The organism is Ancylobacter sp. VNQ12, from assembly GCF_049445835.1.
Lineage (GTDB): Bacteria > Pseudomonadota > Alphaproteobacteria > Rhizobiales > Xanthobacteraceae > Ancylobacter.
Map to the genome: position 1 here is coordinate 561,379 of NZ_JBMSDU010000001.1, position 22,593 is coordinate 583,971.

A 22,593-nucleotide genomic window follows, 5' to 3' on the forward strand; every position below is an offset into this window, starting at 1 on the left:
TCCTGCGATCAATGGTCCGGATCCAACCGCACCCAGCGCTCGCCGTCCTTGACATAACTGCGCTTCACCGCCGCCCAGGCGATGCGGTGGGCGATCACGTCCCGCTCCGCCTCGCCCGCATGGGCGGCGAAGGCATGATTGAAGGCCTCGCGATAAATGTCCTGCGCATGCGGTGGCAGTCGGTGGCGCACAGGATCCGGCAGCGCGTCGTTGTCGGCATAGGGCATGGCCTGGTTCTCCCGGCCCTGATCGGACTGGATCATACGCCAATGCCGGGCATGTTTCACGCAGCGGAAGTTCGGCGGCGTTCCGCAGATATAGCCTCGGCATACGTCTGTATTATTGCCGCATCGGTTCCAATGACGAGGATGATAGTCACCGGTTTTGCGTGCTCCGGGACGTGGCCCTCGTATTGTCCCCGCATATGTCGACTTATGTCAGGATCTATACCGTATTTCTGGTTCTTAATTGCATCGATCCGGCGCGCGTCATGCGTTGAGAAAAGACAAGGCGGCCGCCTTTCCTGAAAATGCGCGTGAGGTTGAAGCAGAGACGTCGGCAATCCGGTGTGTCTCTTCGTGCCTCACTCAAAATCGGCCAGTGAAGCATCGGCGCGAGCGTCTCGCGGCGCTGCCGGCCGCTGACACAGGAGCGCATCATGGAAGACTTGTCACGGCGGACGATGCTGGCGCTTAGCGCCCTTGGCGGAGCGGCCGTCGCCGGCGGAGCGGCCCATGCCGCTACCTTCGGCAATCCCGACCAGCCGGCGGAAGGGGCGATCAACTCGACCCCCGGTGCCCTTTCCAGCCCCGGCCCGCAGAACCCGGCGCTGGAAGCGCAGATCCCGGCTTTCCAGAGCCCGCCCCCCACCGATGTCGGCACCATGCCGATGATGTGGTCGTCCTTCAACATCATGCCCAAGCGCATCCAGGCCGGCGGCTGGGCCCGGCAGATCACCGCCACCGAATTCCCCGCCGCCAAGGAAGTCTCCGGCGTCAACATGCGCCTCGGGCCGGGCGGCGTGCGCGAGATGCACTGGCACCTCGCCGGCGAATGGGCACTGATGACCAACGGCAAATGCCGCATCACCGTGCTCGACCAGTTTGGTCATCCCTACATCGCCGATGTCGGCGCTGGCGACCTCTGGTTCTTCCCCGCCGGCTGCCCGCATTCGCTGCAGGGCCTCGGCCCGGAGGGGGCCGAATTCCTGCTGGTCTTCGACGATGCCTATCAGTCCGAATACAACACGCTGCTGCTGACCGACTGGTTCGCCCATACGCCGCCGAAGATTCTCGGCCAGAATTTCGGCGTGTCGCCGGACGTGTTCAAGAACATCCCGCTACAGGACCTGTGGATCTTCCAGGGCAAGGAGCCGCCCCCGCTCGCCGTCGACCAGGCGGCCGTCGCCGGCGCCGGTTCTCCGGCCGAGCCGTTCACCTTCTCGCTGACCGGCACCAAGCCGGTGAAGCAGAACGCGGCCGGCATGGTGCAACTGGCCGATAGCCGGACCTTCAAGGCCTCGAAGACCATCGCCGCCGCCATCGAGACCATCAAGCCGGGCGGGCTGCGGCAGATGCACTGGCACCCCAATGCCGACGAATGGCAGTACTGGATCAAGGGCAAGGGCCGCATGACGGTGTTCAACACCGGGCCGCGCGCGCAGACCATCGACTTCCAGGCCGGCGACCTCGGCGTCGTGCCCAAGAGCCAGGGCCACTACATCGAGAACATCGGCGACGAGGACGTGCAGGTCCTCGCGGTGTTCCGGGCGCCGGAATATCAGGAAGTCGACCTCTCCGACTGGCTGACCCACGCGCCGCCTGAGCTCGTCGCCCAGCACCTCAACATCGACCCCGCCGTGATCGCCCGCTTCCCGCGCGGTCAGGTCGGCATCCAGCCGGGCTGAGACCGGCTTTCCCAGACGCACGCCAGAGGAGCGCCCCATGGGCATAGCCAAGACCATTCGTCCCTATCATGAGCCGGCCGGCGGCTGGGGCGCTCTGAAGGCGATGGGCACCGCCCTCGTCGAGCAGCACATCGCCGTCTCCGGAATGGCGACGCTTTCGCGCATGAACCAGCCGGGCGGTTTCGACTGCCCCGGCTGCGGCTGGGCCGACCCCAAGCACACCTCGCCCTTCGAATATTGCGAGAACGGCGGCAAGGCGGTGGCCTGGGAGGCGACGACCAACCGCTGCACCCCGGAATTCTTCGCCGCGCATTCGGTGACGGAGCTGGAGGGCTGGGACGATTTCCAGCTGGAAATGGTCGGGCGCCTCACCCATCCGATGCGCTATGAGGTGACCTCGGACACCTATGTCCCGGTGAGCTGGGACGAGGCCTTCGCGCTTGTCGCCCGGCACCTCAACGCGCTGCCCAGCCCCGACATGGCGGAGTTCTACACCTCGGGCCGTGCCTCCAACGAGGCGGCGTTCCTCTACCAGCTGTTCGCCCGCGAATACGGCACCAACAACTTTCCCGACTGCTCGAACATGTGCCACGAGGCCACCAGCGTGGGGCTGCCGCAGTCGCTCGGCGTCGGCAAGGGCACGGTGCTCTTGGAGGATTTCGAGAAGGCCGACGCCATCTTCATCTTCGGCCAGAACCCCGGCACCAATTCGCCGCGCATGATGACGGACCTGCGCAACGCCTCGCGGCGCGGCGCCACCATCATGTCGTTCAACCCGTTCCGCGAGCGGGCGCTGGAGCGCTTCCAGGCGCCGCAGAACCCGGTGGAGATGGCGACGCTGACCTCGACGCCGATCTCCTCGCGGCTGTTCCAGGTCAAGGTCGGCGGCGACGTGGCGCTGATCAAGGGCATCATGAAGCTGATGGTCGAGGCCGATGAGACCGCCCGCCGCGAGGAGCGCGCGCCGGCGCTGGACTGGGACTTCATCAACGGCCACACCCTCGGCATCGAGGCGCTGATCGCCGATCTGAAGGCGACGACCTGGGACACGATCGAGGCGAGGTCCGGCATCGCCCGCGCCGACATCGCGGTGGCGGCGGAGGCCTATATGAAGGCCGAGCGCGCCATTCTCGTCTTCGGCATGGGCATCACCCAGCATCGTCACGGCACGCAGAACGTGCAGCAGCTCGCCAATCTGGCGCTGCTGCGCGGCAATGTAGGGCGCGAAGGCACGGGCCTCTGCCCGGTGCGCGGCCATTCCAACGTGCAGGGCGACCGCACGGTCGGCATCACCGAGGTGCCGAGCGACGCGCTGCTCGCCAATCTGAAGGCCCGCTTCGGCTTCGAGCCGCCGCGCGCCTTCGGCCATAACGTGGTCACCGCGCTGGAGGCGATGGTGAAGGGCGAAGCCCGTGTCTTCATCGGCCTTGGCGGCAATTTCTCCGCCGCCGTCCCCGACTGGCAGCAGACGCAAGGCGCGATGCGCAAGCTGGATCTCACCGTGCACATCGCCACCAAGCTGAACCGCAGCCATCTGGTGCATGGCCGCGAGGCGTTGATCCTGCCCTGCCTCGGCCGCACCGAGCTCGACGAGCAGGCCACCGGCCCGCAGGCGGTCACCGTCGAGGATTCCATGTCGATGGTGCACGCCTCGCGCGGCCACAACCGGCCGGCTTCCGAGCACCTGAAGAGCGAGCCGGCGATCATCGCCGGCATGGCGCGCGCGACGCTCGGTGCCCGCTCAAGGGTCGACTGGGAGACGCTGATCGGCAACTACGCGCTGATCCGCGAGGACATCGAGGCGGTATTCCCGATCTTCCAGGGCTACAATGCCCGCATCGAGCAGCCCGGCGGCTTCCACCTCACCTCGCTGGCACGCGAGCGCATCTGGGCGACGCCCTCGGGCAAGGCCAACTTCCTCGTCTGCGAGGGCGTCTGCGAAGATCCGGCCATAAAGGACCCGCAGGCGCTGTGGCTGACCACCGTGCGCAGCCACGACCAGTACAACACCACGCTCTACTCGTTGTCCGACCGCTATCGCGGGGTCTACGGCCAGCGCGACGTCATCTTCCTCAATGAGGAGGAGATGGAGAAGCGCGGCCTGAAGGCCGACGACCGCGTGGACATCGTCACCGTCTCGACGGACGGCATCGAGCGCGCCGTGCGCGGCTTCAAGGTGGTGCCCTACCAATTCCCGGATGCGAGCTGTGCCGCCTATTACCCCGAGGTGAACCCGCTGGTGCCGCTCTACGCGCATGACCCGCAGAGCTTCACCCCCTCGTCCAAGGCCGTGCCGGTACGCCTCGTGAAGGTCGCCGCCCCGCAGGGAGCGAACTGACATGGACGCCGTGGACCTCGCTCGCGCGCAATTCGCCCTCACGGCCGGCTATCACATCCTGTGGCCGACCTTCTCCATCGGCATCGCCTGGTTCTGCACCATTCTGAGCCTGTTGTGGTGGCGCACCGGACGGCAGGTCTATCATGACCTGCTGCGCTTCTGGACGCGCATCTTCGCCCTCGGCTTCGGCATGGGCGTCATCACCGGCATCGTGATGAGCTACGAGATCGGTGCCAACTGGGCCGGCGTCTCGCGCGCCGCGGCCAATGTGATCGGCCCGTTCCTGATGTACGAGACGCTGACCGCCTTCTTCCTGGAAGCGGGCTTCATCGGCATCATGCTGTTCGGCGAAGGGCGCGTGTCGAAGCGGGCACATTTCTTCGCCTGCCTCATGGTGTCGTGCGGTGCGCTGTTCAGCGCCAGCTGGATCATCGCCTCGAACAGCTGGCTGCAGACGCCCGCCGGAGCGGTGGCCGACGCACAGGGCATCTTCCACGTCGTCGATTGGTGGCAGGCGATCTTCACCGCCTCCTTCCCCTATCGCCTCGCCCACATGGTCTGCGCGAGCTTCCTGACCGGCTCCTTCGTCGTGGCAGGCGTCTCGGCCTTCCATCTGTGGCGCGGCCAGCATGTCGCGGCCTCGCGCGTCGCCTTCTCCATGGCGATGTGGCTGGCGCTGATCCTCGCGCCGACGCAGATCTTCCTCGGCGACCTGCACGGCCGCAACACGCTGCGCGAGCAGCCGACCAAGCTCGCCGCCATGGAAGGGCTGTGGGAAACCACCAAGGGCCCGGCCATGACCGTCATCGCCTGGCCGGACATGCAGGCACAGAAGAACCTCTACGCCATCGACATCCCGCACCTTGCCAGCCTCTATCTCACCCATAGCTGGGACGGCGAGGTGCAGGGCCTGAAGGCTGTGCCGCCCTCCGAGCAGCCCAATGTGCCGGTCGTGTTCTTCGCCTTCCGCATCATGGCCGGCATCGGCGTGGCACTGCTGGCGATCACGATCACCGGACTGGTGCTGCGCCTGCGCGGCCGGCTCTACGAGGCTCGCTGGTTTCATCTCCTCTCCATGGCGGCGACGCCGCTCGGCTTCGTCGCGGTGGTCGCCGGCTGGACAGTGACCGAGGCCGGGCGCCAGCCCTGGGTGATCTACGGCCAGTTGCGCACGGCCGACGCCGTCTCTCCGGTCGCCGCCGGGGCGGTGACCGCCAGCCTCCTTATCTTTTTCCTCGTCTACAACGTGCTGCTGCTGAGCTTCTTCTGGTTCGCCGCCCGTATCGCGATCCGAGGCCCCGCCGATACCTCGCTGCCGACCGGCGAACGTCCCGGCCTCGACCGCACCAACATGAAAAACCTCGCCGGCGTATCCGGGGCCTCGATACCCAATCTCGAACAGGCAGGAGCCTGACCATGATCGTCGAGTTCATGCAGGGCAGCTACGTCCCGCTTCTCTTCGCCGCGCTCGCCACCTTCTGTGTCACCGTCTATGTCCTCGCCGACGGTCTCGACCTCGGGGTCGGCATCCTTTTCCTCCTCGCCCCGCGCGACGCTGACCGCGACCTGATGATGGCCACGGTCGAGCCGGTGTGGGACGCCAACGAGACCTGGCTGGTGATGGGCGGCACGCTGCTCGTCGCCGCCTTCCCGCCCGGCTATTATGTGCTGCTGCCGGCCTTCTACCTGCCGATCATGTTCATGCTGTTCGCGCTGATCTTCCGCGGCATCGCCTTCGAATTCCGCCTGCAGGCGACGCGCTTCCGCTTCATCTGGGACATCGCCTTTGCCGGCGGCTCCATTCTCGCCACCTTGTGCCAGGGGCTTATCCTCGGCGGGCTCATCGGCGGCGTGCCGGTGGAGAACGGCATGTTCGCCGGCGGGGCCTTCAGCTTTCTCAGCCTGCTGGGCGTAATGTGCGGCGTCGGCCTGATCGGCGGCTATGCGCTGATCGGTGCGGGCTGGCTGATCTGGAAGACGGAGGGCCCGACGCAGGTCTTCGCCCGCGAGGTCGCGCGTGCCGCCCTCATCCTCACCGCCGTCATGATGGCGCTGGTGAGTGCGTGGAGCGCGTGGAGCGTGCCGGAAGTGGCGGCGCGCTGGTTCGCCTGGCCCAACCTCCTGCTGCTCGCTCCCGTGCCGCTGGTGACGCTGGCGGTGATCGTCGCGATCTGGCGCGGACTGTGGGACGGGGCGGAAATCCGTACCTTCCTGCTCTCGCTCACGCTGTTCGCGCTCGGCCTGATCGGTCTCGTCGTCAGCCTCTGGCCTTATGTCGTGCCGCGCAGCGTCACCGTCTGGGACGGTATTGCCGACCCGCAGGCGCTGGCCTTCATCGGCGTCGGGATCGTGCTGATCCTCCCCGTCGTGCTGGCCTACCAGGCGCACGCCTACTGGGTGTTTCGCGGCAAGAGCACCCATGGCCACGGCGCCTATGGCGGGACGGCGTCGTCGGCCGCTTCGCACTGACGCCGGTCTGCCAGGCCCGTGCGTTCTCGCAGCACGGATGCCAAACTGAAAGACCGGGCGGGCAGGTTGCGGCATCTTCCTTACCGACAGCGGGTGCTGTCACGCGTTTCCCCGCGCGTCTATCCTCCCTTGACTTCAGGTGGCGACGGTTTCCCGTCGCCACCTTTTCTTTTTAGGAATGGTCGGGCCATCCCTGACACAGCTGCCCGGAGCGCGCCCATGGGCGAGATCGGAGTGATCCTCATCCTGCTGACCGGCGTCATCGCGACCAACTGGTTCGCCAGGGCGCTCGGCGGGCGGATCGCGCTGCCGCTGATCCAGATCGCGGCCGGCGCGGTGATCGGCCTGACCACGGATTTCGGCATCATGCTGCAGCCCGAGCTGTTCTTCGTGCTGTTCCTGCCGCCTCTGTTGTTCCTCGACGGCTGGCGCGTGCCCAAGCACGATTTGCAGGACAACGCGACGACCATCCTCTCGCTCGCCTTCGGCCTCGTCTTCTTCACCGTGCTGGGAGTGGGGGCACTGCTGCACCTCGTCATCCCCACCATGCCGCTCGCCGTCTGCTTCGCGCTGGCGGCGGTGCTCTCGCCGACCGACGTCGTCGCCGCCACTGCGATGATGACCAATGTGCCGGTGCCGCGCCGGCTGCAGCGCATTCTTGAAGGGGAGGCACTGTTCAACGACGCCTCCGGCCTCGTATGCCTGCGCCTTGCCGTGGCGGCGGCGATGACCGGCGCCTTCCCGTTCTGGACCTCGGTCGGCGGGCTGGTCTGGGCGGCGATCGGCGGCATCGCGATCGGACTGCTTCTCAGCCAGATCATCTCCTTGATGAAGTTCCGCATCGCCGCGCGGCTGGGGGAGGATACCTCCTCCTACATCCTCATCAGTCTGCTGACCCCTTACGGCGCTTATCTGCTGGCCGAGGCGGCGGGTTGCTCGCCGGTGCTGGCGGCGGTGGCGGCGGGCATGATGATGAGCCGGGTCGAGGTGAGCGGACAGGCGCTCGCCGTCACTCGCATCCGCCGCAATGCGGTGTGGGAGACGCTACAATTCACCCTTAACGGCGCGATCTTCCTGCTGCTCGGCGAGCAACTGCCGGGCATCCTGGCTCGCGTCCATTCGGGCGCGGCCGAAAGCGGCCATTCGGGGCTGGGCTGGCTCGCCCTCTACGTGCTCGCCGTCACTTTGGCGCTCGCGGCGCTGCGCTTCGTCTGGGTGTGGCTGTCGGTCTTCGTCTGGCTGAAGCGACATCCGGCAAGCGCCGATCACACGCGGCCGAACCTGCGGCTGGTGAGCGTGATGTCGGCGGCGGGCGTGCGCGGCGCGGTGACGCTGGCCGGCGCGCTCAGCCTGCCGCTGATGCTGCCCGACGGGACGCCCTTTCCCTCCCGTGATCTGGTGATCCTGATCGCGGCCGGTGTCATCCTCGTCTCGCTCATCGTCGCCAATGCCAGCCTGCCGGGCCTTCTCCACGGCATCGAGGTGCCGCCGGAGCCGCATGACGACCGGCAGGAGCGCGCGGCACGGGTCGAGGCCGCCAAGGCGGCGATCGCCGCGCTCGCCCGAGCCGGGGAGGCGCCGGCGGCCAGGTCGACGGCCGAAGCCACAGCGCCGAGCGGGCATCTCGCTGCGGTGGCGCTGGTCGCCGACTATTACCAGCACCGGCTCACCCGGCTGGAGCCGGATGCGCAGAAGTCCCCCGCCGACGATACGCTGCATGACGAGGAGCGGCTGCACGTGCTGGCGCTGCGGGCCGAGCGCGCGGCCATCGTCAACATGGCGCGGGGCCACCGCATCTCGACCGACCTCGCGCACAAGCTGCTGCGCGAGACCGACCTGTCGGAGGCCGCCTTCCAGAACGCCTCCGACGCCTGAGTCCGCTCAGTAGGCGAGGGCGTAGAGGCCGGCGGCGAGCAGCCGGATGCCGGCCACCATGTCATCGACGGAGGAGAATTCCTCCGGCGTGTGGCTGCGCCCGTCCTTCGAACGCACGAACAGCATCACCATCGGCGCTATCGCCGCCATCTGCTGCGCGTCGTGCACGGCGCCGCTCGCCATGGTGGCGAAGGCGATGTCCTGCTCGCGCGCCGCCGCCGCGAAGGTCGCGACCAGCGCGGGATCGGCCGGGCAGGGCGGCAGGTCCATGTAGACCTCCCAGTGAATATCGAGCCCGCGCCGCGCCGCCACTTCGCGCATCAGGCTCTCGTGTCGCGCGTAGAGCGCCGCCCGCTCCAACGGATCGGGGTGGCGCGCATCGACGGTGAAGGTCACCTTGCGCGGCACGATGGCGGGGAAATTCGGCTCCACCTGGACGCGCCCGATCGTCGTCACCGCCGGGCGGCCCATGCGGTGGGCGGTGGCGATCAGCCCGCCGGCGATCTCGGCGAAGCCCGCCATCGGGTCGCGCCGCGCATCCATCGGGAAGGCGCCGGCATGGTTGGATTCGCCGGTCAACTCGACGAGATAGTGCCGGATGCCGGTGATGGCATCGACCACCGCGACCGGCAGGTCGGCCTTCTCCAGGATCGGTCCCTGTTCGATATGCAGCTCGACAAAGGCGGCGATGTCGTCGCGCCGCGCCGAGGCAATGGCGGCGGGGTCGAGCCCGATGGCGCGCATCGCCTGGCTCATCGTCTCGCCCTCATAGGCGACGAGCTGGTCGGGCAGCTCGGGCGGAACGAGGCCGACGACGGCGCGCGAGCCCCAGAATTCGGCGGCGGGAAAGCGGCTGCTTTCCTCCTCGCACAGCGCCACCGCCTCCAGCGGCCGTCGCGGCGGGCCGAACTGCTCCTTCAGCGCCTTGATGGCGATGAGGCCGGCCAGCGCGCCGAGCGCCCCGTCATAGCGCCCGCCGGGGCATTGCGTATCGATATGCGAGCCGGAGACGATCGCCTTGCCGCCCTCGCGCCCCTCCAGTCGCCCCCAGACATTTCCCACCGCGTCGCGGCGCACCGACAGGCCGGCCTCCTCGCACCAGCGCGCATATTGATCCGCCGCGGCAACCCATTCGGGCGAGTAGACCGTGCGCCAGACACCGGTGCCGGCATATTCGCCATGGCGCGCGAGCGACAGGACGTAGTTCTCGACGAGGGCCGGGTCGATGGCGATGCGTGGCGCGCGGGGCATTGGGTTCTTTCGATGTGCGGAGGGCGGCTGAATAATTGCCCGCGCCCTCGCGCTGTCAACACGCGCACGGCGCACACGGCGTTGACCGCCGGGGGGTGTCTGAAGGAGGGTGGAGCTACTGCGCACCGCGTCGCGACCCTCACCTCCGTCGCCGCTTCAAGGGAGAGCGTTCAAGTGAGTCACCACCGCAAGTTCTACATCGACGGCGCCTGGGTCGATCCGGTCGAGCTGCGCCTGCTCGACGTCATCGATCCCTCCACCGAGGAGGCCTATACGCAGATCGCCATCGGCACGGCGGCGGATGTCGACAAGGCTGTAGCTGCGGCGAAGGCGGCCTTCACCACTTTCGCCTTCACGACGAAGGAAGAGCGTCTCGCGCTGCTGAAGCGCATCCTCGACGTCTATAATGAGCGCTTCGAGGACATCGCCCGCGCGGTGAGCCAGGAGATGGGCGCGCCGCTGTCCTTTGCCCGCGAGGCGCAGGCCTGGGCCGGCCGTGCCCATATCGAGGCGACGATCAAGGCGTTCGAGGATTACGAGTTCGTCGAGACGCGCGGCACCACCACGGTGCTGAAGGAGCCGATCGGCGTGTGCGCGCTCATCACCCCGTGGAACTGGCCGCTCAACCAGATCGCCTGCAAGGTGGCGCCCGCCATCGCCGCCGGCTGCACCATGGTGCTCAAGCCCTCCGAGATCGCGCCGATCAGCGGCATCATCTTCGCCGAGGTAATGGAAGCCGCCGGCACGCCGAAGGGCGTGTTCAACCTCGTCAACGGCAATGGCCCGGATGTCGGGCAGGTGATGGCCGGCCACAAGGACGTCGACATGGTGTCCTTCACCGGCTCGACCCGCGCCGGCATCATCGTTGCCAAGACCGCCGCCGACACGGTGAAGCGGGTGGCGCAGGAACTCGGTGGCAAGTCCGCCAACATCATCCTGCCGGACGCCGACTTCAAGGAGGCGGTGGCGCAGGGGGTGCGCTCCTGCTTCGGCAATTCCGGCCAGTCCTGTGACGCCCCGACCCGCATGCTGGTGCCCGCCGAACGCCATGACGAGGCGCTGGCCGTCGCCAAGGAAGCGGCGGACGCGTTCCGCACCGGCGATCCCAACGCCGAGGACAGCGATCTCGGCCCGGTGGTGAGCCAGATCCAGTACGACAAGATCCAGCGCCTCATCGAGGCCGGCATCAAGGAAGGCGCGACGCTGGTGACGGGCGGCCTGGGTCGGCCGGAGGGCCTCAACCGCGGCTACTACATCCGCCCCACCGTGTTCGGCCACGTCACCAACGACATGACCGTCGCCCGCGAGGAGATCTTCGGGCCGGTGCTGTCGATCCTGTCCTACAAGGACGACGACGACGCGGTGGCCATCGCCAACGACACGGTCTACGGCCTCGCCGCCTATGTGCAGTCGCAGGACATCGAGCACGCCCGCGCCATTGCCAAGCGCATGCGCGCAGGCTCGGTCTATCTGAACTATCCGGACTGGGACACCTTCGCCCCGTTCGGCGGCTACAAGCAGTCCGGCAATGGCCGCGAATATGCCGACTGGGCGATCCACGACTTCCTGGAGATCAAGGGCGTGGTCGGCTGGGGCTGATCGCCCCCCACCGAACCGGCCGCCGCGCGTAAACCCGCGCGGCGGCCTTTTTTAATACAGGGAGCCGCCCCGTGCCGAACCTCAAGATCGACGCCGACCGCCTGTGGGACACGCTGATGGAGACGGCGCGGATCGGCGGCACGCCGGATGGCGGCATCCGCCGTCTCACCCTCAGCGAGGAGGACCGGCAGGTGCGCGACTGGCTGCGCGCGGCCTGCGAGGGCCTCGGCTGCACAGTGAGCGTGGACGAACTCGGCAACATGTTCGCCTATCGGCCGGGCAGCGACGCGGGAGTGCTCCCTGTCGCAATGGGTAGCCATCTCGACACCCAGCCCACCGGCGGCAAGTTCGATGGCGTGCTCGGCGTGCTGGCGGGGCTGGAAGTGCTGCGCACGCTGGAGGCGGCCGGTTATGTCACCCGCCGCCCGCTGGTGCTGGTGAACTGGACCAATGAGGAAGGCGCGCGCTTCGCCCCGGCCATGGTGGCCTCCGGCGCCTATGCCGGCGTGTTCACGCCCGACTACGTCAATGCGCGCACCGATGCCGAGGGCGTCAGTTTCGGCGCGGCGCTCGATGCGATCGGCTATCGCGGCGCGGCGCCTGTGGGGTCAGTGACGCTCGGCGCCATGTTCGAGCTGCATATCGAGCAGGGGCCGGTGCTGGAGGAGGCGGACAAGACCATCGGCATCGTCACCGGCGTGCAGGGGATACGCTGGTACGATCTCGTCGTCACCGGTCGTGCCGCCCATGCCGGCACCACGCCGATGGCACTGCGGCGCGATGCGCTCTGCGCGGCGGCCGAGCTGATGCTGGAAGCGCGGCGCGTGGCGCGGACGCATGGCGCGCTCGCCACTGTCGGCGAGATCGGCGTCGTGCAGGCCTCGCGCAACGTCGTGCCGGGCGAGGTGCGGCTGACGCTGGATCTGCGCCATCCCGACAGCGCGGTGCTCGATGCCATGGAGGCGGACATCGCGGCTTTCGTGACGGGGTCGGCGTTCGCGCTCACGCCGGTGCGGCTTACGCGCATCTGGGACAGCCCGCCGGTGGCGTTCGATCCCGCCTGCATCGCGGCGGTGGCGGCCGGCGCGGCGGCGGAGGGGCTGCCGGCGCAGGAGATCGTCTCCGGCGCCGGCCATGACGCGGTCTATACGGCGCGGGTGATGCCGACGGCGATGATCTTCGTGCCCTGCAAGGACGGCCTCAGCCACAACCCGGCGGAAAGCGCGACGCCCGAGCACTGCGCCGCCGGCGCGCAGACGCTGCTCAACGCCGTCGTCGCCTATGCCGACCGGGCGTGAGGCCCTGCGCAGGCCCTAGCGCGACAGGGTGAGGTGCCGGTTGAGCCGGCGCTCCAGCACGTCCCAGACGCGGCGGACCACCTCGACCATCAGGAGGTAGAGAACCGCCGCCCAGAGATAGACCTCCATGTCGTAGGAGCGCGAGAAGGCGAGGCGGGTGACGCCCATCAGGTCGTACACGGTGACCACCGAGGCGATGGCGCTCGACTTGATCATCAGGATCAATTCGTTGCCGAGCGGGCGCAGGCCGATGGCGATGGCCTGCGGCAGGATGATCTTGCGATAGGCCAGCACGCGCGACAGGCCGAGCGACTGCGCCGCCTCCATCTGCCCGGCCGGCAGGCTCTGTATGCCGCCGCGCAGGATCTCCGACTGGTAGGCGGCGGTGTTGAGCGTGAAGGTGAACACCGCGCAGTTGAAGGCGTCGCGGAAGAACCACCACAGGCCGATATCGGTCAGCTGCTCGCGGAACTGCCCCGCGCCGTAATAGACCAGGAAGGTCTGCGCCAGCAGCGGCGTGCCACGGAAGAAGTAGGAATAGCCGAAGGCGGTGCGGGCGAGAACCTTGCCGCCCTCCACCCGCGCCACCGCCAGCGGCACCGCCAGCAGCGAGCCGAGGAAGACCGAAAGGCCGACCAGCTTCAGCGTCACCCACACGCCGTCGAGGAAGCGCAGGCCGTAGCGGTCCATCAGGTCGGCATTCAGGCCGATGAAGCCCATCGCCGAGAGGAAGCCGGCACCGATCGCATCGAGGATGGTCTGCATCAGTGGCCTCCCACGCGCTTGAAGCCGCGTGCCGCCCGGTTCTCCAGCTTGGTGAAGATGACGGAGGAGAGGCCGGAGAAGACGAGGTAGATGAGGCAGGCCACGAGATAGAAGAAGAAGGGCTGCTTGGTCACGCCGACGGCGATGCTGGTCTGGCGCATCAGGTCGCTGATGGCGATGACCGAGACCAGCGAGGTGTCCTTCAAGAGCACCATCCAGTTGTTGGACAGGCCGGGCAGCGCGACGCGCCAGAGCTGCGGGAAGGTCACCAGCCGGAACGTGTGCCAGCCCGACAGGCCGAGCGCCGAGGCGGCCTCCTTCTGGCCTTTCGGCACGGCGCGGATGGCGGCCAGCAGCACCTCGCTGGAGAAGGCGCCGAGCACGAGGCCGAGCGCCACCACTCCGGCGACGAACTGGTTTACCTCGATCTGCGTGCCGGGAAACAGGTGGTCGGCGATGCGGGTGAGCAGCATCTGCCCGCCATAATAGACGATGAACAGCGTCAGCAGCTCGGGCAGGCCGCGGAAGATCGTGGTGTAGAGATTGCCGGCCGCGCGCAGCAGCGCCGAACCGGAATCCTTCGCCAGCGCCACGGCGAGGCCGATGACGATGCCCACGGGCAGGGTGACGAGCGCCAGCTCGATGGTCAGTAGCGCGCCTCGCGCGATCTCGTCGCCCCAGCCGTCCGGGCCGAAGGAGAGTAGTCTAAGCAGGTCCAGCATCGGGGGCGTGACGCTCCGCGTTCATCCGATAGGCAGGTGCGGTGGGCCGACACCGTATGGCGGAAACGCCGTTCCGGGAGCCTCTCCGGAACGGCGTCGCGGACGTCAGTAAACGCTGAAGGGGAAGTACTTGTCGTTGATCTTCTTGTAGGTGCCGTCGGCGACGATCTCGTCGATCGCCTTGTTGAACATCGCCACCAGTTCCGGATTGTCCTTGCGGATGCCGACGCCGACGCCCTCGCCGAAATATTTCGGGTCCTTGTACTCGCTGCCGACGAACTTGCAGCAGCCGCCTTCCTTGGTCTTCTCCAGCCATTCGAGCAGTACCACCTTGTCGGCGAGCACGGCATCGAGGCGGCCATTGGCGAGGTCGAGATTGGCCTCGTCCTGCTTGCCGTAGAGCTTCACCTCGGCGCCCGCCTTGGCGTAGATGTCCTCGAGATAATTGGAGTGGATGGTCGAGCCCTGCGCGCCGAGCACCTTGCCCTTCAGCGCCGCGGGCGAGGTGTCGGTGATCTTCGTGCCCTTCGGCGCGACGAAGGAAGCCGGGGTGTTGTAGTATTTCTTCGAGAAGGCGATCTGCTTCTTGCGCTCCTCGGTGATCGACATCGAGGCAACGATGGCGTCGTACTTGCCGGCCAGCAGCGCGGGGATGATGCCGTCCCAGTCCTGCGCCACGAAGGTGCACTCGACCTTCATCTTGGCGCATAGCGCCTTGCCGATGTCGACGTCGAAACCCTTGATCTCGTTGTTCTCGATGAAGTTGAAGGGCGGGTAGGCGCCTTCGGTGCCGATGCGCACCACCTTCCATTCCTTGGCGGAGGCGCTGGCGAGGCCGCCGGCCATGGTGGCGGCGACGAGGACGGCCGCAGCCGCGATTCGAGTGACGAGGCTCATGCTGTTCCCCTCTGGTGTTGATCTGGCCGGCTTTTGTTTTTGTCCGGCAACCCATGCTGGCATTATTCCCGAAGGTTGCGCAACGCCGCTGATGCAATAGCGGTCATAGTTTGGATTGATGGAGAATTGGGCAGGGCCTGCGCACGTCGCGTGGCGCCGGCCGGCCCATACGCGCATATGATCGGCCGATGGGCACCGACGGGTTGACGCTGTCCACACACTGGTGTCTCACCTCGGGCAGCAGAACCGACAGGAGCGCAATCATGGCTACCGCAGACGAGGTTCGGGCACGGCTGGCGCAGGTGACAGCGCCGGACGGCCGCCCGGTGACCGAGACCGGCGCGCTGTCCGACATTCTCGTCTCGGACGGCAAGGTTTACATGTCCATCACCGTCGAGGCGACGCAGGCGCAGGCTTGGGAGAGCGTGCGCGCGGCGGTGGAGCGCACCGTGCGCGGCACGCCGGGTGTGACCTCGGCGCTGGTCGCCCTCACCGCCGAGCGCAAGGCGGGCGCCGCCCCGGCGCCGACGGGCGGAAGCTCCACCCAACCGGTGCGTGTCTCCGGGCAAAGCGGGCATTCCCATGCCGGCCACAGCCACGCCGGCCACACCCATGCCCCGCAGCCGCCGGCCGATCCGCAGAAGGAATCCTCCGGCCTGCCGGGCGTCGGCGCCATCATCGCCGTGGCTTCCGGCAAGGGCGGCGTCGGCAAGTCGACGCTGGCGGCCAATCTCGCGCTCGGCCTCGCCTCGCTCGGGCTCAAGGTCGGCCTGCTCGACGCCGACATCTATGGCCCCTCCGTGCCGCGGCTGATGGGCCTCAAGGGCAAGCCGGATGTCGACGGCCGCATGCTGCAGCCGCTGCAATCCTGGGGTCTCAAGGTCATGTCCATCGGCTTCCTCGTCGAGGAGGAGACGCCGATGATCTGGCGCGGGCCGATGGTGATGTCCGCCATCAGCCAGCTGCTCAAGGAAGTGAACTGGGCGCCGCTCGACATCCTCGTGGTCGACATGCCCCCCGGCACGGGCGACGCGCAGCTGACCATGGCGCAGCAGGTGCCGCTGGCCGGCGCGGTGATCGTCTCCACCCCGCAGGACCTCGCGCTGATCGACGCGCGGCGCGGCATCGCCATGTTCGAGAAGGTGAACGTGCCGGTGCTCGGCGTGGTCGAGAACATGAGCTATTTCATGTGCCCGCACTGCGGCACGCGCTCGGATATCTTCGGCCATGGCGGCGCGCGCCACGAGGCGCAGCGCCTCGGCGTGCCGTTCCTCGGCGAGGTGCCGTTGCAGATGGCGATCCGCGAGACCTCGGACGCCGGCCGCCCGATCGTGGCGACGCAGCCCGACGGCCCGGAAGCGCAGATCTACCGCAATATCGCCCAGGGCGTGCGCGAGGCGCTGGCCGGCCGGCGCGCCGGCGCCCGGGCCGCGCCGCGCATCGTGGTCGAAGGCTAGCTGCCCGGATAAGGCCCATGACCGGCGGCGCCCGGTCATGGGGCAGGAACGACCGCTGTCGACCTCGACAAAAGGCGCAAGCGGCGCGCCGTTGCGCCGGGTCAAACCGTGGCGTACCAGTTATATAAGAACCAGCAATTCGAGTGCGGAGGCGCGCAAATGCCCCAACCGTGCCGCTAGGAAACCCCACCAGGAGAGACGAATGAAGCGCCGTCAGTTTTTGGCCGCCGCCGGCACCGGCGTCGCGGCAACCGCTGTTGCCGCCCCGGCCATCGCCCAGTCCGCCCCGGAGATCAAGTGGCGCCTTGCGTCCAGCTTCCCGAAGTCGCTCGATACCATCTATGGCGGCGCCGAGGTGATGTCGAAGATGGTCTCCGAGCTGACCGACGGCAAGTTCCAGATCCAGGTCTTCGCCGCCGGCGAGCTGGTGCCGGGCCTGCAGGTGCTCGACGCCGTGCAGAACAACACCGTCGAGATGTGCCACACCGTCTCGTACTATTTCGTCGGCAAGGATCCGACCTTCGCCGTCGCCGCCTCGGTGCCGTTCGGGCTGAACGCGCGCCAGCAGAACGCCTGGCTGTTCCAGAACGGCGGTAACGAGCTCTTCAACGAGTTCTACAAGAAGTACAACGTCTACGGCCTGCCTTGCGGCAACACCGGCGCGCAGATGGGCGGCTGGTTCACCCGCGAGATCAAGAACGTCGCCGACATGAACGGCCTGAAGATGCGCATCGGCGGCATCGCCGGCCAGGTGATGGCCAAGCTCGGCGTGGTGCCGCAGCAGATCGCCGGCGGCGACATCTACCCGGCGCTGGAGAAGGGCACCATCGACGGCGCCGAATGGGTCGGCCCCTATGACGACGAGAAGCTCGGCTTCTACAAGGTCGCCAAGTACTATTATTACCCCGGCTGGTGGGAAGGCGGTCCGACCATCCACGCCTTCACCAATCTCGAGAAGTTCAATTCGCTGCCGAAGAACTATCAGGCGGCGCTGATCGCCGGCGCGACCTACGCCAACACCATCATGCAGGCGCGCTACGACGTGCAGAACCCGCCCGCCATCAAGCGGCTGGTGGCGAACGGCGCACTGCTGCGGCCCTATCCGATGGAAGTCATGGAAGCCTGCCTCAAGGCGACCAACGAGCTCTGGGCGGAAATCTCCGCCAAGAACCCGGACTTCAACAAGGTCATCGACACCATGCAGGCCTTCCGCAACGAAGAGAACCTGTGGTGGCAGGTGGCCGAATACACCTTCGACAGCTTCCAGATCCGCACCCGCCCGCGGACCTGACGACCGCTTCGGCGCGCAACAGTCATGGCCGGGGCAGCCTCCCGGCCATGACGCCCCCCGGGCGCTGTTGCGCAGATCGGGCGGCCTATGGCAGGACACTCCGCATGAAACGTCGTGACCTCATCCGTTCCGCCGGGCTCGGCATCGCCGCTTCCGCGGTCGCCGCCCCCGCCATCGCCCAGAGCGCGCCGCAGATACGCTGGCGGCTCACCTCCAGCGTGCCGAAGGTGCTCGACGCCATTTTCGGCGCCAATGAGCTGGTGTCCAAATATGTGAGCGAGGCGACGGACGGGCGCTTCGTCATCCAGAACTTCGCCGCCGGCGAGGTCGTGCCGGGCCTCCAGGCACTGGATGCGGTACAGAACGGTACGGTCGAGCTCGCCCAGACCCCGCTCTACTACTATGTCGGCAAGGACCCGACCTTCGCCTGCTTCACCACCATGCCGTTCGGGCTGAACGCCCGCCAGCAGAACGCCTGGTACTACCATGGCGGCGGGCGCGAGCTGCAGGACGCCTTCCTCGCGAAATACAATCTGGTCGGCTTCCTCGGCGGCAATACCGGCACCCAGATGGGCGGCTGGTTCCGCAAGGAAGTGACCTCGCTCGACGACTTCAAGGGCCTGAAGTTCCGCATCGGCGGCATTGCCGGCCAGGTCGTCGCCAAGCTCGGCGTGGTGCCGCAGCAGATCGCCCCCGGCGACATCTATGCCGCGCTGGAAAAGGGCACGATTGACGCCTGCGAGTGGGTCGGCCCCTATGACGACGAGAAGCTCGGCTTCGTGAAGGTGGCGCCCTATTACTACTATCCCGGCTGGTGGGATGGCGGGCCGACCATGAACGTCGTGGTCAACCGCACCAAGTGGAACGAGCTGCCGCGCGCCTATCAGGCGATCTTCGAGGCCGCCACCGCCTACGCCAATGCCGATATGCTGGCGAAATACGACGCCCGCAACCCGGCGGCGCTGCGCCGGCTGGTCGGCGCGGGCGCGCAGCTCAAGGCGTTCCCGCCCGCCTTCCTCGACGCCTCCTACGCCGCCACCAACGAGCTTTATGCCGAGCTGAGCGCGAAGAACCCCGAGTTCAAGAAGGTGAACGACGCGCTGATCGCCTTCCGCAACGAGGAGTATCTGTGGTGGCAGGTCGGCGAATATCCCTATGACGGCTACATGATCCGCGCCCGCACGCGCGGCTGATCAGGCGCCGGAACGCCAGGAAGGCAGACGATGACGAAGAAAATCGAACGCCGCACCGTGCTGCGCGGCGCTGGCCTGGCCGCCGCGGCCACCACGCTCGCCGCGCCCGCCATCGCCCAGACCGCGCCGCAGGTCCGCTGGCGCCTGACGTCGAGCTACCCGAAGTCGCTCGACACCATCTATGGCGCCGCCGTGCTGCTGTCGAAATATGTCGGCGAGGCCACGGACGGGCGCTTCGTCATCGACGTCTTCGCGCCGGGCGAGATCGTGCCGGGGCTGCAAGCCTTCGACGCGGTGCAGAACCACACGGTCGAGGTCGCCCAGACCGCGCTGTACTACTACATCGGCAAGAGCCCGGCTTTCGCGCCCTTCACCACAATGCCGTTCGGCCTGAACGCGCGCCAGCAGACCGCGTGGCTCTATCATGGCGGCGGGCTCGACCTGCAGAACGCCTTCCTCGCCAAATACAACGTCATCGGCTTTGCCGGCGGCAACACCGGCGCGCAGATGGGCGGCTGGTTCCGCAAGGAGATCAAGACCGTCGCCGACATCAAGGGGCTGAAGATGCGCCTGCCGGGCATTGCCGGGCAGGTGCTGGCGCGGCTCGGCCTGGTGCCGCAGAACCTCGCCGGCGGCGACATCTACCCGGCGCTGGAAAAGGGCACCATCGACGCCGCCGAGTTCGTCGGCCCGGTCGATGACGAGAAGCTCGGCTTCAACCGCGTCGCGCCCTATTACTACTATCCCGGCTGGTGGGAGGGCGGTCCGACCATCCATTTCATCGCCAACCAGCAGGCTTGGCAGGATCTGCCCAAGCCCTACAAGGCCGCCTTTGAGGCCGCGAGCGCCTATGCCAATGCCGACATGCTGGCGAAGTATGACGCGCGCAACCCGCCCGCGCTGCGCCGCCTCGTCGCCGGCGGCGCGCAGCTGCGGCCTTTCCCGGCGGAGGTGATGGACGCCGCCTACAAGGAGAACACCGCGCTGATGGCGGAGATTTCGGAGAAGAACCCCGATTTCAAGACCATCTACGAGTCGATGCTCGGCTTCCGCAACGAGGAATACCTCTGGTGGCAGGTCGGCGAGTATCCCTATGACGGCTACATGATCCGCGCCCGCACGCGCGGGTGAGGGTCTGCTCCGGCGCGACAGGGCGGCTTGCGGGCCGCCTTTTTGTTTCCGCGCCGCGTCAGACCGCCTTGCGCGGCTCTTCCACCGGCGGCGCGGGCACGGCGCGCGGGGCCGGGCGGTGCTGGCGCATCGCATAGAGGCCCGCCGCCATGATGAGGGCGATGCCGGCGATGGAGACGAGGTCGGGCATGGCGCCGAACAGCCAGGCGCTCAGCCCGACCGAGCACACCACCGCCGCGTAGCGGAACGGGGCGATGGCGGCGGGATCGTTGCCGCGGAAGGCGGCGATGGTCAGCATGTGCCCGCTGATCAGGGTGACGCTGCCGCCGAACAGATAGCCGAGCGTGACGAGGTCGAGCGGCTGCCAGCCCTCCACCAGGCCGCCGCCGAAGCCGAGCAGCATGCCGACGAAGGTCGTCGCCAGTGTTACGACGAGCGTCGGTACATGCCGGCCGATGCTGCCGGTGACGAAATCGCGCAGCGCGACCAGCAGCGCCGAGCCGAGCGGCAGCAGCGCCATGGCGTCGAAGGCCGAGGTGCCCGGCTTGATGATCAGCGTCACGCCGAGAAAGCCGACGAGGACCGCCAGCCACTGGCTCCAGCCGATCCGCGAGCCGAGGAACAGCACCGCCACCGCCATGGTGACGAGCGGAGCCACCTGGATGATCGCCGCCGCGTCACCGAGCGACATGGTGATGATGGCGGTGATGAACAGGATGGCGACGCCCGCCTCTGCCACCGCGCGCAGCAGCACCCGCCGGTCGAAGGCGAAGCGCAGCGCCGGCAGTTCGCCCTTCCAGGCCAGCAGGCCGAGCAGGAACACCCCCGCCATCACGCCGCGCACCGCGAGAACCTGCGTCGGCGGAATGTGCGCCAGCGCCAGCTTCGAGAAGGCGTCGTTCGTCGCGAAGATGGAGGAGCCCGCGATCATCAGGAGGATGCCGCGGCGCAGGGCAGAGGAGTGGTGCATGGGAACGGGTGCCGAAGGAGGGGTGGCACGTTGAGCCACGCAATGACGTTGGAATAAAGACCTGGCACCCGTGTGGCCAGACCTATAGCCCTGCGCCTGCGTCAGGTCGGCTCAGCCTTCCTCGCATGCCGGCTCGCCGGCTACGACGAGACCGCCCGCGCGGCGTTCCAGCGATTGGGACACCATGCACAGGCCGAGCGCACCGACCGACAGCGCCGCGCCGATCCATGGCAGGTCGACATAGCCGACGCCGAGCGTGATGGCAGCCCCGCCGATCCACGCGCCAGTGGCATTGCCGAGGTTGAACGCGCCCTGGTTCAGCGTCGAGGCGAGGTTGGGCGCGCCGACGGCGGCGTCCACCACGCGCATCTGGATCGGCGGCACCACGGCGAAGACGAGGATGCCCCAGACGAAGACGGTGGCGACCACGGCGACCATGTCGGCGCTGGCGAAGACCAGCACGACGAGGATGGCGGCCAGGCCGACGAAAGTCGCCATCAGCGAGGGCATCAGCCGCCAGTCGGCCAGCTTGCCGCCGAGGATGTTGCCGATGGTGATGCCGACGCCGAACAGCAGCAGCACATAGGTCACGACATGCGGCGTCAGCCCGGTCACGTCGCGTAGCAGCGGTGCGATATAGGTGAAGACGGTGAACAGGCTGGCCGAAGCCAGCACGCTCATCATCATGGTCAGCAGTACCTGCGGGCGCTTCAGCACGGCGAATTCGCGGATGATGTTGCCGGCGGAATGGGGAATGTCGCGCGGCACCCACAGCGCGATGGCACTGACCGCGAGGATGCCGATGACCACCACCGCCCAGAAGGTGGAGCGCCAGCCCAGCGCCTGGCCGAGCGCGGTGCCGAGCGGCACGCCGAGCACGTTCGCCAGCGTCAGCCCGGCGAACATCAGCGCTATGGCGCTGGCGCGCTGCTTCGGCGGCACCAGATTGGCCGCGACCACCGCGCCGATGCCGAAGAAGGCACCATGGCAGAAGGCGGTGACGACGCGCGCGCCCATCAGGAACCAGTAGTCCGGCGCGACGGCGCAGAGGAAATTGCCGATCACGAACACGCTGGCGAGGCCCATCAGCGTGCCCTTGCGCGGCAGCGCATTGGTGATGATGGCGACGATCGGCGCGCCGATGACGACGCCGAGCGCATAGCCGGTCACCAGCAGCCCCGCCGCGGGGATCGACACGCCGAGGTCGCTCGCCACCTCGGGCAGCAGGCCCATGATGACGAACTCGGTGGTGCCGATGCCGAACGAAGCCATGGCCAGGGCCAACAGCGGGAGCTGCATGGACGGACTCGCTTGATTGTGGGTCTCGGTTCGCCGCGTAGGTAGCACTACGGACTAGAGCAGCATATGCACATCATGTTGCGACGCAGCAATAAAGCCGCGCGCGACCCAGCCATGCGGGGATGCAGGGCA

The 22,593-nt window shown here is 67.6% G+C and carries 18 protein-coding genes; 11 read left to right on the forward strand and 7 right to left on the reverse strand.

Annotated elements, in window-relative coordinates:
• Positions 1–8: 8 nt before the first annotated feature.
• Positions 9–227 (reverse strand): ChaB family protein, encoded by a 219-nt coding sequence (locus tag ACO2RV_RS02615; RefSeq protein WP_423289875.1) that lies wholly within the window; start codon positions 225–227, stop codon positions 9–11.
• A gap of 431 nt (positions 228–658) precedes the next feature.
• Here ACO2RV_RS02615 and ACO2RV_RS02620 point away from each other — a divergent pair, with 431 nt between their 5' ends.
• The 5 genes from ACO2RV_RS02620 (at position 659) to ACO2RV_RS02640 (ending at position 8,588) form a co-directional block, all read left to right on the forward strand.
• Positions 659–1,906, forward strand: a complete 1,248-nt coding sequence (locus tag ACO2RV_RS02620) for a cupin domain-containing protein (RefSeq protein ID WP_423289497.1) — start codon at positions 659–661, stop codon at positions 1,904–1,906.
• A gap of 37 nt (positions 1,907–1,943) precedes the next feature.
• Positions 1,944–4,244, forward strand: a complete 2,301-nt coding sequence (locus tag ACO2RV_RS02625; RefSeq protein ID WP_423289499.1) for an FdhF/YdeP family oxidoreductase — start codon at positions 1,944–1,946, stop codon at positions 4,242–4,244.
• Between the two features lies 1 nt (position 4,245).
• A complete protein-coding gene (locus ACO2RV_RS02630) occupies positions 4,246–5,658 on the forward strand; it encodes a cytochrome ubiquinol oxidase subunit I (RefSeq protein WP_423289501.1) in 1,413 nt (470 codons plus the stop codon).
• Positions 5,659–5,660: 2 nt separating this feature from the next.
• Positions 5,661–6,713 (forward strand): cytochrome d ubiquinol oxidase subunit II, encoded by a 1,053-nt coding sequence (gene cydB / locus ACO2RV_RS02635; protein ID WP_423289503.1) that lies wholly within the window; start codon positions 5,661–5,663, stop codon positions 6,711–6,713.
• A 219-nt stretch (positions 6,714–6,932) separates the two neighbouring features.
• Positions 6,933–8,588 (forward strand): Na+/H+ antiporter, encoded by a 1,656-nt coding sequence (locus tag ACO2RV_RS02640; RefSeq protein ID WP_423289505.1) that lies wholly within the window; start codon positions 6,933–6,935, stop codon positions 8,586–8,588.
• A 6-nt stretch (positions 8,589–8,594) separates the two neighbouring features.
• Here ACO2RV_RS02640 and ACO2RV_RS02645 read toward each other — a convergent pair whose 3' ends face one another.
• Entirely contained in the window at positions 8,595–9,839 is a 1,245-nt protein-coding gene (locus ACO2RV_RS02645; protein WP_423289507.1) for a hydantoinase/carbamoylase family amidase, read from the reverse strand.
• A gap of 174 nt (positions 9,840–10,013) precedes the next feature.
• On the opposite strand from ACO2RV_RS02645, the gene ACO2RV_RS02650 reads away from it, so the two are divergent.
• Positions 10,014–11,438, forward strand: a complete 1,425-nt coding sequence (locus ACO2RV_RS02650) for an aldehyde dehydrogenase family protein (protein WP_423289509.1) — start codon at positions 10,014–10,016, stop codon at positions 11,436–11,438.
• 71 nt (positions 11,439–11,509) lie between these two features.
• The gene (locus ACO2RV_RS02655) at positions 11,510–12,736 is read left to right on the forward strand and encodes a Zn-dependent hydrolase (RefSeq protein ID WP_423289511.1); all 1,227 of its coding nucleotides are present in this window, start codon (positions 11,510–11,512) and stop codon (positions 12,734–12,736) included.
• A 15-nt stretch (positions 12,737–12,751) separates the two neighbouring features.
• On the opposite strand, the gene ACO2RV_RS02660 is transcribed toward ACO2RV_RS02655, so the two are convergent.
• The 3 genes from ACO2RV_RS02660 to ACO2RV_RS02670 all read right to left on the reverse strand — a co-directional run bounded on the left by ACO2RV_RS02660 (position 12,752) and on the right by ACO2RV_RS02670 (position 15,120).
• On the reverse strand, positions 12,752–13,501 hold the full coding sequence (locus ACO2RV_RS02660) for an ABC transporter permease (protein ID WP_423289513.1): 750 nt from the start codon (positions 13,499–13,501) through the stop codon (positions 12,752–12,754).
• A complete protein-coding gene (locus ACO2RV_RS02665) occupies positions 13,501–14,223 on the reverse strand; it encodes an ABC transporter permease (RefSeq protein WP_423289515.1) in 723 nt (240 codons plus the stop codon). Before ACO2RV_RS02665 ends, ACO2RV_RS02660 begins: the two co-directional genes overlap by 1 nt.
• 105 nt (positions 14,224–14,328) lie before the next feature.
• The gene (locus ACO2RV_RS02670; RefSeq protein WP_423289517.1) at positions 14,329–15,120 is read right to left on the reverse strand and encodes an ABC transporter substrate-binding protein; all 792 of its coding nucleotides are present in this window, start codon (positions 15,118–15,120) and stop codon (positions 14,329–14,331) included.
• Between the two features lie 260 nt (positions 15,121–15,380).
• Here ACO2RV_RS02670 and ACO2RV_RS02675 point away from each other — a divergent pair, with 260 nt between their 5' ends.
• From ACO2RV_RS02675 to ACO2RV_RS02690, 4 genes are all read left to right on the forward strand, one after another.
• Positions 15,381–16,577, forward strand: coding sequence for an Mrp/NBP35 family ATP-binding protein (locus tag ACO2RV_RS02675; RefSeq protein ID WP_423289877.1), 1,197 nt, complete (start codon positions 15,381–15,383; stop codon positions 16,575–16,577).
• A gap of 202 nt (positions 16,578–16,779) precedes the next feature.
• Positions 16,780–17,868, forward strand: coding sequence for a TRAP transporter substrate-binding protein (locus ACO2RV_RS02680; protein WP_423289519.1), 1,089 nt, complete (start codon positions 16,780–16,782; stop codon positions 17,866–17,868).
• 104 nt (positions 17,869–17,972) lie between these two features.
• Positions 17,973–19,061 carry a TRAP transporter substrate-binding protein gene (locus ACO2RV_RS02685; RefSeq protein ID WP_423289521.1) on the forward strand — a complete coding sequence of 363 codons (1,089 nt, stop codon included), beginning with the start codon at positions 17,973–17,975 and terminating at the stop codon, positions 19,059–19,061.
• A 42-nt stretch (positions 19,062–19,103) separates the two neighbouring features.
• Positions 19,104–20,192 carry a TRAP transporter substrate-binding protein gene (locus ACO2RV_RS02690; RefSeq protein ID WP_423289879.1) on the forward strand — a complete coding sequence of 363 codons (1,089 nt, stop codon included), beginning with the start codon at positions 19,104–19,106 and terminating at the stop codon, positions 20,190–20,192.
• 58 nt (positions 20,193–20,250) lie between these two features.
• Here ACO2RV_RS02690 and ACO2RV_RS02695 read toward each other — a convergent pair whose 3' ends face one another.
• On the reverse strand, positions 20,251–21,162 hold the full coding sequence (locus tag ACO2RV_RS02695; RefSeq protein ID WP_423289523.1) for a DMT family transporter: 912 nt from the start codon (positions 21,160–21,162) through the stop codon (positions 20,251–20,253).
• A 111-nt stretch (positions 21,163–21,273) separates the two neighbouring features.
• The gene (locus ACO2RV_RS02700) at positions 21,274–22,461 is read right to left on the reverse strand and encodes an MFS transporter (protein WP_423289525.1); all 1,188 of its coding nucleotides are present in this window, start codon (positions 22,459–22,461) and stop codon (positions 21,274–21,276) included.
• Between the last annotated feature and the right edge of the window lie 132 nt (positions 22,462–22,593).

What these genes read in the sequence shown, in the direction of transcription:
- ACO2RV_RS02615 (WP_423289875.1), bottom strand. Translation starts at nt 227, where the DNA reads ATGCCCTATGCCGACAACGACGCGCTGCCGGATCCTGTGCGCCACCGA.
- ACO2RV_RS02620 (WP_423289497.1), top strand. Translation starts at nt 659, where the DNA reads ATGGAAGACTTGTCACGGCGGACGATGCTGGCGCTTAGCGCCCTTGGC.
- ACO2RV_RS02625 (WP_423289499.1), top strand. Translation starts at nt 1,944, where the DNA reads ATGGGCATAGCCAAGACCATTCGTCCCTATCATGAGCCGGCCGGCGGC.
- ACO2RV_RS02630 (WP_423289501.1), top strand. Translation starts at nt 4,246, where the DNA reads ATGGACGCCGTGGACCTCGCTCGCGCGCAATTCGCCCTCACGGCCGGC.
- cydB (WP_423289503.1), top strand. Translation starts at nt 5,661, where the DNA reads ATGATCGTCGAGTTCATGCAGGGCAGCTACGTCCCGCTTCTCTTCGCC.
- ACO2RV_RS02640 (WP_423289505.1), top strand. Translation starts at nt 6,933, where the DNA reads ATGGGCGAGATCGGAGTGATCCTCATCCTGCTGACCGGCGTCATCGCG.
- ACO2RV_RS02645 (WP_423289507.1), bottom strand. Translation starts at nt 9,839, where the DNA reads ATGCCCCGCGCGCCACGCATCGCCATCGACCCGGCCCTCGTCGAGAAC.
- ACO2RV_RS02660 (WP_423289513.1), bottom strand. Translation starts at nt 13,501, where the DNA reads ATGCAGACCATCCTCGATGCGATCGGTGCCGGCTTCCTCTCGGCGATG.
- ACO2RV_RS02665 (WP_423289515.1), bottom strand. Translation starts at nt 14,223, where the DNA reads ATGCTGGACCTGCTTAGACTACTCTCCTTCGGCCCGGACGGCTGGGGC.
- ACO2RV_RS02670 (WP_423289517.1), bottom strand. Translation starts at nt 15,120, where the DNA reads ATGAGCCTCGTCACTCGAATCGCGGCTGCGGCCGTCCTCGTCGCCGCC.
- ACO2RV_RS02680 (WP_423289519.1), top strand. Translation starts at nt 16,780, where the DNA reads ATGAAGCGCCGTCAGTTTTTGGCCGCCGCCGGCACCGGCGTCGCGGCA.
- ACO2RV_RS02685 (WP_423289521.1), top strand. Translation starts at nt 17,973, where the DNA reads ATGAAACGTCGTGACCTCATCCGTTCCGCCGGGCTCGGCATCGCCGCT.
- ACO2RV_RS02695 (WP_423289523.1), bottom strand. Translation starts at nt 21,162, where the DNA reads ATGCACCACTCCTCTGCCCTGCGCCGCGGCATCCTCCTGATGATCGCG.
- ACO2RV_RS02700 (WP_423289525.1), bottom strand. Translation starts at nt 22,461, where the DNA reads ATGCAGCTCCCGCTGTTGGCCCTGGCCATGGCTTCGTTCGGCATCGGC.